The following is a 15,811-nucleotide window of genomic DNA, read 5'->3' as shown; positions in this document are numbered from 1 at the left end:
CGCGTCCGCCGTCGCCGTCACCGGCCTTGGGATGATCACACCGGGCGGTGACGGTGCCGCCGCCACCTGGGACCGGGTCTGCCGGGGCGAGCCGACCGCGGCCCCGGACCCCGCCCTGCGCGGGCAGCCGGTCGACTTCTCCTGCCGGCTGCCCGAAGGCACCGATCTGAACCGTGGCGCCCTTCCGCGCTCCGCCTGGCGGATGAGTCCGGTCGCCAAGGCCGCCGTGTCGGCGAGCCACGACGCGGTCCTGGACGCGGGCCACGAGCCGAAGTCGTGGGACGGCGAACGCGTGGGCATCGTGCTGGGCTGCGGGATCGGCGACGTCGGTCTCTGGCACGACCAGGCATCGCGCCTGAGCGAGAGGGGACCAGCCGCTGTCTCACCGCTGACACTGCCGATGGCCCTGGCCAACATGCCCGTCGGCGAGGTCGCACTGGCCCTCGGGATCCGCGGCCCCAGCCTCGCCACCAACACCGCCTGCGCCTCGGGGGCCAGTGCCCTGGCGGTGGCACGAGGTCTGCTGCTGTCGGACGCGTGCGACATCGTGCTGGCGGGGGGAACGGAGATGGCCATCGACCCGCTACCCGTCGCGGCGTTCCATCGGATGGGGGCGCTGTCGACCCGCTCTCACGACGTGTCCGGCGCGTCCTGCCCCTTCTCCCCCGAGCGGGACGGATTCGTCGCGTCCGAAGGCGCGGCGGTGCTCGTGCTGGAGCGAGCCGACGACGCCGCGAGCCGCGGGGCACGGTGCCGCGCGATACTCGCCGGTTGCGGAGCGACCACGGACGCCCATCATCCCACCGCCCCGCATCCCGAGGGGCGCGGAGCGGAACAGGCGCTGCGCCGGGCCATTTCCGATGCGGAGCTCGGGCCCGGGGACATCGATCACGTCAACGCCCATGCGACCTCCACCCCGGCCGGTGACGCGGCCGAAGCGGCCGTGATCAGCAGAGTGCTGCCGCACGGGCCCACCGTCACCGCGCCGAAGGGCGTACTGGGGCACACCTTCGGCGCGGCAGGAGCGATCGAGGCCGCACTCACGGTGCTCAGCATCGAGAGCGGGCTGGTGCCTCCCATCGCGAACCTCAAGGACCCGACCGCCGGTCTCGACCTCGATTGTGTGACGGGCGCCGCCCGTCCCCAGCAGATCCGTGCTGCGGTGAGCCATTCGTTCGGCTTCGGCGGCCACAACGTCGTGCTGGTGCTGACCTCGGCCACCGCCGGCTAGCCGAGGCCGGATCCTTCCTGCCGGAGTGACACGTCCTCTACGTCGGAGACAAATATGGGACAGAAACGCGGCCCGGGCCGACGGTATCGCCGCGGCCACGCTCGGCGGAGCGAGTGGCGGTGCCCACCCCGGGGCTGCCGCCGATCGCAGAAACCCGGCACGGGCGCGTGAGGGTGAGGTAAGGGACATGACTGTCATCCCGGTACTTCCCGCTGCGGGCATCGGTGTGGCCCGGGACACGATCTCCGGCCGGTTCTCCCTCCAAGCGGCACGGCACGGGGACCGCGCGGCCATGGTGGGTCAGGGGCAGCGCGTCACCTACCGCGAGCTGGACGAGGTCTCCAACACCTTGGCCCGGCAGTTGATCCGGTGCGGAGTGCGACCAGGGGATGTCGTTCCGGTCTGCCTGCCGCGGTCGGTCTCACTGGTGGTCTGTCTCCTCGCCGTCCTCAAGGCCGGTGCGGCGTACTCGGTGCTGCCGCCGGACTGGCCTCTCGCCCGGCGTCTTGAGATCGTCTGGCAGTCCGGAGCGGCCTTGCTGGTCGCCCCGTCCGAGGACGGATGGCGGACCCCTGTGTTCAGGCCACCGGCGTGGGAGGACACGACCGGTTCGCCCGAACTGCCGGAGGCACCGCGGATCACCGGCGAAGCCGCTGCCGCGCTGTTCTTCACCTCCGGCAGCACCGGGGCCCCCAAGGCCGTGGTGTCGCCGCACCGGGGGACGGTCCGGCTGCTGGACGATCCCCTGCTCGCCTCGTTCTCGCAGGGAGTGATGCCGCTCAACGCGGCCCTCGCCTGGGACGCGTTCAGTCTCGAGCTGTGGGGGGTGCTGCTCTCCGGCGGTACGTCGGTCCTCCCGGACAGCCCCTACCTCCTCCCCGGCGAACTCCGCGCGATGATCTCTTCGCACGGCGTGAACACCCTCTGGCTGACCTCCTCGCTGTTCAACATGTTCGTCGACGAGGACCCCCTGTGCTTCGAGGGACTGACCATGCTGCTCATCGGAGGCGAGCGGCTGTCCCCCTGGCACGTGCGCGACTTCCTCGACCGCCATCCCGGGATCCGCCTGGTGAACGGCTACGGCCCGGTGGAGAGCACCGTGTTCGCCACCGTCCACGACGTCGTCCCGGCCGACTGCGACCGCGAGGCGGGGGTGCCCCTCGGCCGACCGGTCGCCCGTACCGACGTGTACGTCATGGCCGACGGCACGCCGTGCGGGGCCGGACAGCGGGGTGAGATCTGCATCGGCGGCGACGGACTGGCCCACGGTTATCTGGCCCGGCCGGAGTTGACCGCGGAGAAGTTCGTCCCCCATCGCGTCGACGGCCGTGAGATCAGGCTGTACCGGACCGGGGACATCGGGCACTGGTCGGAGGACGGACTCCTGATGTTCGACGGGCGCCAGGGACGTCAGGTCAAGCTCCGTGGCAATCGCATCGAACTCCACGAGATCGAGGCCGCGTTCAGAGTGCTGGACGGGGTCACCGGGTGCGTGGCGGTGGCGATGCGGGACGATCAAGGGCTCGTCCGTTCCATCGCACTGTTCTTCACCGCTCGCGGCAGCGCGGTCTCGGAACGAGCACTGCGGCAACAGCTGTCCGAGCGGCTTCCCGGACACCTGGTTCCCGCCCACATCGAGCGCGTGACCCGCTTTCCCCTGACGGCCAGCGGCAAGGTCGATCAGACCGCCCTCGCCGAAGCTCTCGCCGCTCGACGTGCGCCGGCCGAACAGCCGTCCACAGCCACAGCTCTGCCGAGCACGGCAGAGCTGGTCGCGCAGGTGTTTGGCGAGGTCCTCGGCAGACCGGACGTGCCGAGCGACGTCTCCTTCTTCGCGCTCGGCGGCACCTCGCTCGACGCCGGCCGGGTCTGCGTCAGGCTGTCCCGGCATCTGCACCGGACCGTACCGGTCTCACTGCTGATCGCGAACCCCACCCTGGGGACCTTTACCCCGAGTGTGATGACCGCACTGTCCCGAACTGCGCCGACCAGCGGTGATCCGGCGCGACCCGACTCCGTGCCGGACCCGTCCGTCCCGGTCCACCTCACAGGCACGGCCGCGGGGTTCGTGATGGCCCGTGAGTTCGACCCCGACGATCTCGCCGCTCTGTGCCTCCTCGTATGGAAACTGGAGGGCCCGGTAGACGTCGCAGCCATGGAGCAGGCACTGCGCGACGTCGGCCGACGCCACCAGGCGCTCCACGCACGGTACTCGGCGGTGCCGCGTCCGGTGGCCCGGCCCGGCGCCGACGACGGCCTGCCCCCAAAAGCCCTGACCGTGCTCGCTTCCGACGGTCACGAGGCGGCCGACCGGGAGCTGCTGTACGACAGACTCGTCCAGCCGCTCGCCATCGAGCGCGGCGAAGTGTGGCGCGGGGCGCTCCTGCCCTCGCGGGGGCATGCGCTCCTGGGCCTGGCCGTGCACCATGTCGCGTTCGACGGCTGGTCACAGGGCATCCTCGCCGAGGATCTGTCGTACGCCTATGAAGCGCGGAGCCGAGGAGGAGCGCCGCGGTTCCCGGTTCCCGCGCCGTCGCTGGCGGAGGTCGCCCGGCAACGAAGACTGCGCCAGGCATCCGTCGACCTCGCCGCCCAACGCAGGTTCTGGGAGGAGACCCTGGCCGGGCTGCCGGCCCTGGACTTCGGCGGCCGGGGACGCAGCGGGCTCCCGGCTCGTGCCTCGCTCGAGCCCCTGCCTGACGTCGCCCTCACGGCCGAGGAACTCGAGGCGGTGGACGCGGTGGCTGCCAGGGCGGACACGACCCGCTTCGTGGTGCTGCTGGACGTCTACGCACAGGCGCTGCGAACGGCCCTGGGCCAGGCGGAGTTCGGCATCGGCGTTCCCGTAGCCCAACGGGACTTGGCGGCCGCCGACCACGCCGTCGGCTGTCTGATCAACGTCGTGTGTGTGCCCTTCGCCGACGAAGGCGGCCAGGTGGGTCCTGCTGACGGTGCCGACCGAGCCCACGGACGCCGGGCGTTGCTGAGATCCACCCACGCCGGGGTGATGGGCGCGTTCGCCGCTCAGGACATCCCGTTCCAGGAAGTCGTACGGGCCGTCGGCCCCGCGCGCTCCGGCCGTACCCCGCTCTTTCAGACGATGTTCGCTCTCCAGGACACCGGACAACGGCCTCTCAGCCTGCCCGGGTGCCGAGCCGAGCGGCTTCACGTACCCACTCCGCGCGCCATGAACGAGCTGGTCGTTGAGGCTTGGCCGCAGCCGGCCGGCGGCCTGCGGATCGTCTTCGACTTCCAGCCGGAGAGCGTTTCCGAAGCGACGGTGGACGCCGTCCGCGACGCCTACGAGAAGACCCTCGCCGTGCTCGTCCGGGAAGCCCCCGTCCGTTCTCCGCGCGTAACGTCGCAGGAGAGGTGACCCGCATGGGAGTCAAGTTCTGGGAAGACCCCTACCCCGTCTACCGGGCGCTCCACGACAAGTCCGACGTGCTGTGGGACGGCACCCTCGAAGTCTGGATCGTCACCGGGCGAGACGCTGCCAACGCCGTTCTCCGGTCGGCGAAGTTCTCCTCGGACTGGTCGCTGCTGCGCCCCGGGACCCCGGACCCCGAGGAGTTCCCGGCCCTGCACCACGCCCTGCGGGGCTGGTTCATGTTCATGGACCAGCCGCAGCACACCCGGCTGCGGCGGGTCATGCAGAGCTGGTTCGCACGCAGCCGCGTCGAGAGTCTGAGCGAGGACATCCGGATTCTGGTGAGCGACCGAATCGACCGTGTAAGGCACTTGGACCGCGTCGACCTGATGGCGGACTTCGCCGGCCCGCTCGCCAGCGGATTGCTCGCGCGCGTGCTGCGCATACCCGAGACGGTGGTGACCGAGGCAGCCACGCAGATGAAGGTCCTGGCCGGATACCTGGCCCAGCCGCACAAGCCCGAGCACGCCAGGAGAGCCGACGCGGCTCTGACCGCACTCACCCGGCTGTACCAGGACCTCGCCCCCCAGGTGCCGCCCGACAGCGCGCTGTCCTCACTTATCGGCGAGGACCCACATCACCCGAACGCCGAATACCTCAGCACGGCACAACTGCTCTCCTTCGCCGGTCAGGAGACCACGGCGGGGCTGATCGCGGTCGGGTTGCTGCACCTGATGCGCGACCGGTCGCTCTACCGAGAGGTCTGCGACCGCCGGGTGGCACTCGACCCGGTGGTCGAGGAACTGCTCCGGTTCGACACCCCGGTGCCACAGGTGCCTCGGATCGCCGTCGACGACATGGCCGTCGGGGGCCAGAGGATCCGCACCGGAGACCGTGTCATCGTTGTCCTCGCCGCGGCCAATCGGGACTGGGCCGCGTCCGATGACCCCGACCTCCTGGACGTCGCCCGCGAGCAGCGTCATGCCGCGTTCGGCGCGGGCGTGCACTACTGCCTCGGCGCACCGATCGCCAGAGCAGGGGCGGTCGGTGCCCTGCGCTCATGGACGGCCGCGTTCCCGCAGGCGCGGATCGTCCCGGGCAGTGTCGAATGGGCACGCGGCAGTGGATACCGGGGCCTGGAACGAGCCCTGGTCCGGCTTGAGTGATCCGACGCCTGTCCATCTCCCTCGTCGTGCCGGTCACCGGCCCGAGTCATGGATGCGAAGCCCTTCCCGAGCACCACTCGCACGGCCGATGCATGCACGTACGACCTAAGGATGATCATGGAGCATTCCGACCACCGGCGAACCCGGGCCATCGTCCTGCGCGAGTTCGACGAGCCACTGGAGGTCCGGCAGCTCGACGTTCCGGCCCCCGGCCCGGGCGAACTCGTCGTCCGCGTCGACTTCGGCGGTGTCTGCGGGACCGATGTGCACCTGCACAGCGGTCGGCTCGACATCCCCACACCCCTGGTGCTGGGCCATGAGGGTCTCGGGCGCGTGGTGGAGCTCGGTCCGGGAGTGACGGACGACGCCCACGGAGACAGCCTCGCGGTCGGCGACACCGTCATGTGGGCGTCGTCCATCTCCTGCGGCACCTGTGTTCCGTGCCGCATGCAGGGCGAACCGACTCTGTGCGAACGGCGTACGACGTACGGCGTCAACCTGGCGGTGGGTTCCGGGGGACCGGCGGGCTCGTGGTCGCACTACATGTCCCTCCGCTCCGGCACCAGCGTGGTGAAGGTCCCGGACGGTGTCGACCCCGTGGCCGCCATGTCCCTGGCCTGCGCCGGCCCGACGATGATCCACGCGCTCTACGGGCGTCGGCCGGTTCGACTCGGTGAGACCGTGGTCGTCCAGGGAAGCGGTCCCGTCGGACTCGCCGCGGCGGCCATGGCTCAACTGGCCGGCGCCGCCTCCGTGATCGTGGTGGGCGGACCCGCGGCACGACTCGAACTCGCCGCCGAACTCGGCATCGGCGACGTTCACCTCGACATGATCGCGGTCGACGATCCCGGCTCTGTCATCGAGAAGGTGCGCTCGAGCTCCGGGGGGCGGGGCGCCGACCTCGTGATCGAATGCACGGGCGCACCACGCGCCGTCCCGGAAGGCATCCAGATGGCCCGACGTGGCGGTGCCTACCTGAGCGTCGGCCAGTACACGGACCAGGGCGAGATCAGCATCAACCCCCATCAGATCGTGTACCGGCAACTTGCCGTCATCGGATCCTGGGGCTTCACCGGAGCCCACCTGGCCGCGTACGTGAGCCTGCTGCCCGCCCTCGTCGAGCGCTACGACCTCCGGCGCCTCGTGACCGAATTCCCCATGGAGCAGTGCGAACAGGCGCTGCGGTCGGTGGCCGGGGGAACGCTGGTGAAGGCCGTGCTCCGGCCATGACACGGAGGCCGCCTCGTGTGTCCACCGATCCGACGACCGAGAGGAGAACCATGCCGGCGTCCGCCGACTCCGCCGGTCGTGACCAGGAACCCGGGATCACGGAGACCGTGGTCCACCGGCCCGGGGCGGATTCGCCCTTCGCCGAGAGTCCGCGCGCCATCGAGTGCATCGCCGTGGACGGCGGGAAGCAAGGGGAGAGTCACTTGAGGAACCGAGCCGGGGCACAGCGCACGGGCGCGGGGCGGTGCCGGAATGCCTAGCCTCGCGGTGGCGGATGCCACGCTTGCCTACTCGGTGCACGGCACGGGCGATCCCATCGTCATGGTCATGGGTACCGGCGGACGGGCGCACACCTGGATGGCCCACCAGGTGCCTGCCTTCGTCGCTGCCGGACACCGGGTGGTCGTCTTCGACAACCGGGGGAGCGGGCCCGGCCCGGTCGCGCCGTTCACCCTGAGCAGCATGGTCGATGACACCGCAGCCCTGGTGGAAGCCCTGGACCTGGGACCGTGCCGGATCGTCGGGGCCTCGTTGGGGGCCATCATCGCGCAGGAACTGGCGCTGGGCCGCCCCGAACTGGTGCGCCAGGCCGTGTTCATGGCCACCCGTGGCCGGACCGACATGCTGCGCCGCGCCATGGTGACCGCCGAGATCGAGCAGAGCGAAGTGGGCACCCGACAGCCCGCTGGCCGGCTCGCCCTGCGCCGGGCCCTGTACAACCTGTCCCCGCACACCCTGCGGGATGACGCGCGTGCGGACACCTGGCTCACCCTCCTGGAGGCTCCGCCCGACACCGGCGCCGGATATCGCTGCCAGCTGGCCGCCACATTGGTGCCCGACCGGCTGCGGGAGTACGCGAAGATCCGCACACCCAGCATGGTGATCACCTTCGCGGACGACATCGTCACACCCCCGTTCCTCGGCGGGGAAGTGGCCGACGCCATCGACGGGTGTCGCTATGAGGAGATCCCCCTGTGCGGGCACTACGGGTACCTCGAACGCCCCGGTGACGTGAATCGCATCATTCTCGACTTCTTCGCCGCCGCATCGTGAGCCGTCGGCCGGCGCGCTCGCCGGGGGCGGGAGACGGCGTGGGAAGCAACCCGGAACGTTGGAAAGGCCAGGAGATGGCATATCCGCTTGAGTCAGTGATCGGGGCGTTTGAAAAGGTGGTGGGCGTGACCGGACTGGACGCGGACTCGGACTTCTTCGAGATCGGCGGCCACTCGCTGCTCGTCATGGAAGTCATCGCTCTGCTGCGCGACGAGAACGGGCTGACCGTGCCTGCGCGTCAGTTCCTCCAGGACGCCCGGGCCGGCTCGATCGCGGAGGCGTGCGTGCCGGCGGCGAGTGAGGCAGAACGGTGACCGCCCAGGAGAACCACATGGACGTACCCCACCGGGTGCTGGCGCAGGCCTCGGCCCATCCGGACGCTCCGGCCGTGGTGGAGGACGGCTCCGTCACCAGCTACCGGCAGCTGGTGGAGGCGGCTGCCGGGATCGCGGGCGCGTTGCAGCGCCGTGGAATCCGCCCCGGGGGTATGGTCGCGGTTCACCTGGATCCCGGGAGCAACGCGGTGGCGGCCCAGCTCGGGGTGTGGCTGAGCGGAGCCGTCTCGCTGATGCTGCCGCCCGGTATGCCGGAAGCCCGCATGGCGGCGATCGTCGAGGACGCGGCACCCGAGGCGGTCGTCCTGGACTCCGCCAGCAGCGGAGCGAAGGGCCTACGCGAGACTCCTTCGGCCATCGACCTCGCCGGCCTCACCGGCCCCGGCATGGTGCGGAGCGCCCCCGTGGTGCCCCGGCCCCCGGACGGGGAGGGAAGCGCCTACCTCATCTACACCTCGGGATCGACCGGGGTCCCCAAGGGAGTGCTCGTCGGGCACCGTTCCTTCGCCCGCCTCATCACATGGCACGGCAGGACCTACGACGTCACTCCGGCCGACCGTGCCTCTTCGGTCGCCGCGATGTCCTTCGACGCCTACCTCTGGGAAGTCTGGCCGTACCTGTGCCATGGGGCCTCCGTCCACTTCGCCCCGCCCGAGATCAGGCTGGCGCCGTGGGAACTGGGCGACTGGTACAAGGACGAGCGGATCAGCCTGTCCTTTCTGCCGACTCCGCTCGCCGAGGCGTACCTGCGTCACGGCACCCACTTCGACGCCCTGCGCTGCCTGCTCACCGGCGGCGACCGGCTGCGGCTCACCCAGGGACATCCGGTGCGGCGCTTCGTCAATCACTACGGTCTCAGCGAGACAACCGTCGTCGCCACCAGTCACGAGATCGCAGCACACGAACAGGGTGCCATCTCGATCGGGAGGCCGATCGATTCGGCTCGCGTGCTGATATCTGACGGACGGCGCGAGGTACCTCCGGGCGAGCCGGGTGAGTTGCTTCTGGGAGGGGACTGCCCGGCCCTTCGCTACTGGCGCGACCCGGTGGCGACCGAGCGCAGCTTCGTCGGCCTGGAAGGACGTGACGGCCGTTGGTACCGGTCCGGTGACCTGGTTCGCTTGGACGACGACGGAAACCTGGTTTTCCTGGGCCGGATCGACCGGCAGATCAAGGTGCGGGGGGTGCGCGTCGAACCCGGGGAGGTGGAAGGAGTGCTGGGACGTCACCCGCAGGTCGATGACGTGGTGGTCGACTGGGACGACGAGGAGGCCCGGCTCACCGCGTACGTCGTGGGCTCCGAGGACACCGAGGTCGCACAACTGGAGGCACTAGCCCGGCGGGCGCTCCCCGGTGAGATGGTTCCCCAGCGATTCCTCCTGGTGAACCGCCTGCCCCTGACGCCGCACGGAAAGGTGGACCGACGCGAGCTACGGAGGTCATCACCGCGATCCCGATGACCTCGGCGCTGCCGGTCAGGGTGCTTACCCCCCCGTGGCCCGGTCTGCTCGTCCTCGAAGTCCGCGATCTCTCGGCGCCGTTCGGGCAACGCAGGACGCACGGTGAGGAGCGCGAAGGCCCTCCGGTTCGTCACGCGAAGCAACAGTCGTCCGGCAGCTGCCACTGCCGGCGAACGCACGAGGGCCGCACTATGTCGGGGAGTACGGCAACGACCTCTGGTTCTTTCTCAAGGGCAACAGCAGGGTGCTGCGGATCAACCACACGAACCCCGACGATTACACCCTCTATCCGGGCTTCGACGTGCCGATCTTCGTCGCCCGGCATCCCGTGACCGGGCATTTCTACGCCACACAGGACCGGGAGAACCACCTGATGTGGATCGCCCCGGAGGGAGGCACCGTCCGGCAGATCCCTGTACCGGCCCGCCACGGCACCACACCGGTCGGCATGGTCGCGGGTGACAAGGCGGTGTGGGTGACACTGCTGGGAGACCGGCGCACCGGTACCGGCGTCTTCGGGCGGATCGACCACGACGATCAGGTCACCTGGTTCAGGCTCACCGGCGAGGGACTGCAAGCCAGTCTCCTCCACCTGGCTTTGGACCCGCCGCACCGACCGGACTGCGCCTGCTGCCCGGGCAGAGCGGCGCACCAGTGATTGTGGCTTCTGAGCTCGTCCCTCCTCTGTCCAAAAGCGGACGACGCCATTTTCGAGGTCGTCATACAGGCCGACCGCATCGTCAGCCAGAAGCGCTATCTCCTTCCGACCCAGAGATGCTTGGCGCACCGCCTGCTGAGGCTGCCCGGGAGCGTACTGGCGACCCAGATGCACACGTCATCGCTCGCCCGGCTGATCGTCGAGTAAGGATCCGTGACGCTCCCAACCTCCACGACGAAGATCTCCCCGACCTGGTCGGCGAGCTGTCCACCCGCAGCGACGACTTCCGCACCCGCTGGGGCGCCACAACGTCCGCCACCACGGCACCGGCACCAATCGCTTCCACCACCACGCCGCCGGCGACCTCATCCTCGCCTACGAGGGCCTGGAGATGGCCGCCGAACCCGGCCTCATCCTCACCATCTACGCAGCCGAACCCGGCTCACCCTCCGAAGAAGGACTGCGCCTGCTCGCCGCATGGGCCGCCACTCGGGAAGCCGACCCTGACACGAACGATCTGCGCCCAGATGACGGTGAGGTGATCGGGCGCCGGGCGGCGGCCGTCACACTCCCCGCCCGGCGCAGCAGAAGACCAGGCCCATGTCGCCTTTGCCGACATCGTCGATTCCGCGGTCGAAGTTGTAGCCGCGGCGCAAGATACGGGAGTCGTCCGTGGCGGCGGTGCGTGGGTTGGCGAGGCGGATATGGGCGTCGAGGGAGATCGGGTTGCCGTACGAATCCTTGGCGTAGTTGGGGACATCGGTCTCCTCGACGCCGTCGAGCGGGGCGCCGGTGTCCTCGCGGCGGCCGAACATCTTCTCCTGCTCGGTGAGGGAGACAGGTCCCAGAACTCGACGAGCATGCGGATGATCCGTATGACGTGGTAGCTGCCGCCCCTGTCCCAGGCGGGCTCGCCGGCGCCGCCCCCTTACCATATGAGGCGGTTGCTTTCTCGGGACGAGGCGACGTCGGGGCTGGCGATGCCGTCCTTGAAGCCGAGCAGGTTGCGCTGGGCGCCGGTGGAGCCCCGGCTGCCGCAGCCGGTGAGCACTACCTCCTTGCGTGACGTCTCCCTACCAATACCGGTCAGGAGTGGACGAAAGTCAACGCTTTGTCAGCCCGCTCAGTCAGGTTGAGCATCGGTTCGTTCGAAGCCTTCCGGCAGTGATCGAGTCATGCCGCTGTACCGGGATCGATGGGACGGTTGTGCAGTGCCGTCCCGGGCGGGGGTCTGACTCGTGGGATCTATGACCGAAGTGTCCAGTCACGGACCTGTCGGCTGCCGTTGCGGGATGCTGTCTGCCACCGAGCCACAGGGCGTGTCCCTATAGGGGCCTTGCCGAGTTTCAGGCGCCATCACGGTTCAGACCGCCCGGGCAGGCCGGTGCCACCACCCTAGCCAGCACGTCACGTGGGAGGCGAACCATCATGACGACCCGACAGCGCAGTACCTCCTCCACCAGCACGGATCCGCCCGTTCGGCGCGAGGTCGTCCTGGGCGTGGACACGCACGGCGAGGTGCATGTTGCCGCCGTGATCTCCCCGCTCGGGAAGATCCTGGGGGCGGAGTCCTTTCCCGCGACAACGGCTGGCTACCGACAGTTGCTCGTGTGGGCCCGCAAGCGGGGTACGGTGCGCCGGGCCGGTGTGGAGGGCACCGGCACCTTCGGCGCGGGCCTGTCCCGCTACCTGCTGGCCCAGCAGATTAACTCGGACCCGCTCGACGCTCAGGCCGCCGCGCGGGCCGTGCTCAGTGGCCGTGCCCGGGCCCGGGCCAAGTCCGGCGACGGTCCGGTGCACAGCGCCCGGATCTTCACTCGCCAAGGAATCCGCGGTCAAGGCCCGTACCCAGGCGATCAACCAGCTCAAAGACGTCCTGGTCATCGCCGATCCCGCCCTGCGGGAACGACTGTCCAGCCTGGGCAACCGCGAGCTGTTCCGCACCTGCGCACGCCTCGGGCCAGGCGACGGCGAGGACGGCGAGTGCACGGTGGCCCAGGCCACCCATATGACTCTGAGAATGCTCGCGGAGCGTATCGAACAGCTCACCGGGCAGATCGATGAGCTGAACCAACGCCTGACCCAGCTCGTCGAACACCATGCCCCACAGCTGCTCGTACCGGTGGGCATCGGCCCGGACAGCGCAGTCACCCTGCTGATCACCATGGGAGACAACCCCGAGCGGCTGAACACCGAAGCATCCTTTGCTGCCCCTTGCGGAGTCAGCCCAGTCGAGTATTCGTCGGGCCGGCGGAGCACGCGCCGGCTCAACTACTGCGGCGACCGCCGCCCTGCACCGCATCGTGTTCACCCGCCTGCGCCACGATCCGCGCACGCAGGCGTACTTCGAACGCCGCACCCAGGAAGGCAAGACCCGACGCGAGATCATCCGATGCCTCAAGCGATATGCCGCCCGAGAGGTCTTCAACCTGGTCAGGACGGTATCCAGCGTCCCCCTGTTATAGGGGCGTCCGTGAGACGTGAGAGGGTCTGGGGCGTGAGTGAGACACCCCCGAACACCCTGCAATACCGCTTTGACGGGCCAGAAGACGCCCGGTCCTGATCCTGGGTCCCTCACTGGGTACCACATGGCACATGTCGTAGAAACCGTCCACGGGCGTCCAGTTGGGCCAGGGCGAGCGTGTAAGTCCATGTCAGGGCCTTGTGACGCGACAGCGTCTGGGGGGTTGGTGACACGCCTGTGATCGCTCGTGACACCTGAGGACCTCCCGTCGGCTTGCTCCGGAGGGGGCCCTGCGTAGACGCGGACCTGATACGACCACGCCCCGCCGGCTTGCTGCGGCGGGGCGTGGTCGTGCAGTTGGTCATGACAGATTGGGGCTTGTACTGGAGGCTCCGTTGTACTCCGGCTCGTCGCTCTCGAGTACGCGGAGGAGCGAGGCGGTGACGACGCGGGCGGTGCGGCCTATTGGTAGCACGCGACATGGGAATTCTCCGCGGCGAACGAGGTCGTAGCTCTTCGATCTCGAGAAGCCGAACGCCTCGGCGGCGTCCTTGACGCTCGCCGTTCCACTCCACGTCGGGCCCCGCCGGACGAACTGCCTCAGACGGGTTCCGTCATCTCCTCCATGAGCTCGGGCAGTCTGCGCAGCCTGGATAGCGTCTGGTTGAGGAGGCGCACGGTTCTATCGGCCTGGTGTCGGCCGATGGGTTGGGCGACAGACGCCGCCCGGCTCTGGTCCGCGAGGTGGCCGAGGAGTTCGCCGACTTCGGCGGAGGCCGCGTGCAGGCCACGGATCCGTTCCTCGACCCGGGTCACCAGTGTCTCTAGGGTTAGCGGTTCCTCAGGGGAGGGCATGGAGCTATCGGCTTCGTCAGTCTCATCGGTGGCGGGCGCTTCGGACTGGGCCGAGACTGCAGGGGCGGGCGGCGCCGCGGTGGGTTGTACAGGGGCTGATGTCACGAGTGAGGGCGTTGGTGTCATGGGTGAGAGCGTGGGCAGTGTAGGCGAAGGCAGGGGGGTGGGCGCCGTCGCCGTGGTGAGCAATGGTGGTGCAGGATTTACTGTCTTGCGGGGCCGGGTACCGGTGTCCTTGGGGAATTCGCTGTCGAACCAGAGCGGTGTCATCTCCCGCCCCACCATCTCCTTGCCGGAGCTGCTGACGCGCCAGGGCCGCCGGTCTCCGTCGTCCATGGCTGCGGCCAGCGACTTCAGTACGCCGACTGCCATCATCCGGCTCTTTTCGTGCCGCAGGGCCTGCAGGCAGTTCATGACGGTCCTGCGAGATCGGCGAATCCGTTCCCCTGCGTCGCCGATCGCCTCCTGGCCGTCGAGTGAGCCTCGGTCGGCCTCGATGATGCCGAAGGAGGCCAGCCAGTGCGCCGCCCGATAGGACACAAGTTCGTCGAATGCGTCGTCATCGGTGTCCGCGGCGGCGAGCAGATCTGGCAGCCTGCGTCCGGAGAGGACGATTCCCTCCCGGGCCCGGGTCGAGAAGACCTGGCCCACGCGTGGGTTCCATGGTGCCGGGTAGCTCTCGGAAGTCAGTGCGGACCACGTGCGCGCCCGCTGGTTGATTTCCCCCGACTTGAGCTGAGATGGTGGGTTTTCGCTGAGTGCGCGCCGCAGTAGATGACGCTTGCGCGGATCCACCGGAAACAGTTCCTGCAACAACCTCATGGAGCGCAGGTCTCGCAGCTCGGAGACCGTCATGTCCGCCGACACGCCCGCGAGTTCACGGATCGGCGCGAGCCCGGAAAGGACCTCTGCCGTTTTTTCGTCCATAGCCTGTTGCGCCACGTACATCCCGAGAACGCTCCGCCCCAGCGCGCGCGAGCGGTCGAGGGCGTCGAACTCCAGCGGCGGGTGGACGTGATCGCGCCGGTTGTTCATCTGCACGATGCGGTAGAGCCGCTGCGGAGTGGGGGTGCCGATCACCAGATGCGCGTCCACCACGGCGATGGCCGCGGCACGTCGCGCCCGTGAGCCGTTTGTCGGATCCAGTTCGCCGTCGCCCGTCTCCGCGAACTCCCTGTTGAGTACGGCGGAGAATTCAGGGAGCCAGTCACGAGGGTCGCAGATGATCTCGTCCCCCTCTCGCTCCAGTTTCTCCGCCGGGACACCGGCCAGCACTTCACTGGATGTCAAACGGAAGATCGACTGCCGCTTCTGTGTGCGATTATTGCCTCGAACTGCCATCCACCCCCAGTAGGCGTCCGGGTAAAGAGGGTTGCCGTCAGAGTCTCTCTCCGGGTTGTCCTCGATCCTCACCTGCTGGGGAACGTACATCCCGGGGTCTTGTTGCCCGTTGAGGACGAGGTCTTCCTCAAGGTCGTAAGGGCGGACGCGGTCTCGCCTCTTCAGTTCGTCCGCCGCGTCCTCGGCGTTCATGATCAACATGCGCCGGTTGGCCACGACGCTTTCGAGTGCGGCGAAACACTTCTTGCGTCCATCGTCGTCGACACCCATCCATGGCCGGACCGAAGCCAAGGTCCTCTCGGTCTCCCGGCCGACCGTCGGATCCGCGACGGAGCGCCAGATTGAGCTGATCCGTTCGTTGTGTCCCCACTGCACACCGCCGACGCCATGCATCCGGACGACTGCGACGACCATGTCACCGGCGTCTGTGCGGATACGCCGAACCGCGCTCGCCTTGAGCGTGCGCACACCGTGGGCGTCGGGTTCACTCAGCGTGTCATCGGGATCAACGATGAAGGGGGCGACGTTTTTCAGTGCACCACGGGGCAGATTCACCCCCTCGGTCGCCAGCACGGCCCTGATCCATGCCTCTTGATCCTCCCGGGATACCGGAATCGGAAACGGTCCATCGACATTGACCTCGCTCAT

At 68.9% G+C, this 15,811-nt stretch carries 10 protein-coding genes and 3 pseudogenes; 10 read left to right on the top strand and 3 right to left on the bottom strand.

The genetic code is table 11. From position 1 onward, the window contains the following. The first annotated feature begins 31 nt into the window (after positions 1 to 31). The 9 genes and pseudogenes from IE177_RS32770 to IE177_RS32730 form a co-directional block, all read left to right on the top strand. Positions 32 to 1,231, top strand: a complete 1,200-nt coding sequence (locus tag IE177_RS32770; protein ID WP_190019119.1) for a beta-ketoacyl-[acyl-carrier-protein] synthase family protein — start codon at positions 32 to 34, stop codon at positions 1,229 to 1,231. Positions 1,232 to 1,418: 187 nt separating this feature from the next. Beyond that, entirely contained in the window at positions 1,419 to 4,607 is a 3,189-nt protein-coding gene (locus IE177_RS32765; RefSeq protein ID WP_190019112.1) for a non-ribosomal peptide synthetase, read from the top strand. Positions 4,608 to 4,612: 5 nt separating this feature from the next. Further along, complete coding sequence (locus tag IE177_RS32760) at positions 4,613 to 5,767, top strand: cytochrome P450 (RefSeq protein WP_190019111.1); 1,155 nt, start codon at positions 4,613 to 4,615, stop codon at positions 5,765 to 5,767. A 117-nt stretch (positions 5,768 to 5,884) separates the two neighbouring features. Next, positions 5,885 to 6,997, top strand: a complete 1,113-nt coding sequence (locus IE177_RS32755) for a zinc-binding dehydrogenase (RefSeq protein ID WP_190019110.1) — start codon at positions 5,885 to 5,887, stop codon at positions 6,995 to 6,997. 267 nt (positions 6,998 to 7,264) lie between these two features. Further along, a complete protein-coding gene (locus tag IE177_RS32750) occupies positions 7,265 to 8,050 on the top strand; it encodes an alpha/beta fold hydrolase (RefSeq protein WP_308431606.1) in 786 nt (261 codons plus the stop codon). A 38-nt stretch (positions 8,051 to 8,088) separates the two neighbouring features. Continuing rightward, entirely contained in the window at positions 8,089 to 8,364 is a 276-nt protein-coding gene (locus tag IE177_RS32745; RefSeq protein WP_229816368.1) for an acyl carrier protein, read from the top strand. A gap of 17 nt (positions 8,365 to 8,381) precedes the next feature. After that, positions 8,382 to 9,845: an amino acid adenylation domain-containing protein gene (locus IE177_RS32740; protein WP_190019107.1), complete on the top strand. Its 1,464-nt coding sequence runs from the start codon at positions 8,382 to 8,384 to the stop codon at positions 9,843 to 9,845. A 244-nt stretch (positions 9,846 to 10,089) separates the two neighbouring features. Beyond that, positions 10,090 to 10,503 (top strand): NHL repeat-containing protein, encoded by a 414-nt coding sequence (locus IE177_RS32735; RefSeq protein WP_190019106.1) that lies wholly within the window; start codon positions 10,090 to 10,092, stop codon positions 10,501 to 10,503. Between the two features lie 224 nt (positions 10,504 to 10,727). After that, positions 10,728 to 11,005 (top strand): annotated as a pseudogene (locus IE177_RS32730) (MmyB family transcriptional regulator); the annotation flags it as partial. A gap of 79 nt (positions 11,006 to 11,084) precedes the next feature. Here IE177_RS32730 and IE177_RS32725 read toward each other — a convergent pair. After that, a pseudogene (locus IE177_RS32725) lies at positions 11,085 to 11,524 on the bottom strand (Dyp-type peroxidase); the annotation flags it as partial. Between the two features lie 407 nt (positions 11,525 to 11,931). Here IE177_RS32725 and IE177_RS35910 point away from each other — a divergent pair. Next, positions 11,932 to 12,968: pseudogene (locus IE177_RS35910) on the top strand (IS110 family transposase). A gap of 360 nt (positions 12,969 to 13,328) precedes the next feature. On the opposite strand, the gene IE177_RS35930 reads toward IE177_RS35910, so the two are convergent. Beyond that, positions 13,329 to 13,571 carry a helix-turn-helix transcriptional regulator gene (locus tag IE177_RS35930; RefSeq protein ID WP_190019118.1) on the bottom strand — a complete coding sequence of 81 codons (243 nt, stop codon included), beginning with the start codon at positions 13,569 to 13,571 and terminating at the stop codon, positions 13,329 to 13,331. Then, positions 13,568 to 15,811, bottom strand: a complete 2,244-nt coding sequence (locus tag IE177_RS32710; RefSeq protein ID WP_190019105.1) for a hypothetical protein — start codon at positions 15,809 to 15,811, stop codon at positions 13,568 to 13,570. Before IE177_RS32710 ends, IE177_RS35930 begins: the two co-directional genes overlap by 4 nt.

The organism is Streptomyces lucensis JCM 4490 (genome assembly GCF_014650035.1).
Taxonomy (GTDB): domain Bacteria; phylum Actinomycetota; class Actinomycetes; order Streptomycetales; family Streptomycetaceae; genus Streptomyces; species Streptomyces lucensis.
Note: the sequence above shows the minus strand (reverse complement) of the source record. Positions and strands in the feature narration are given on the sequence as shown.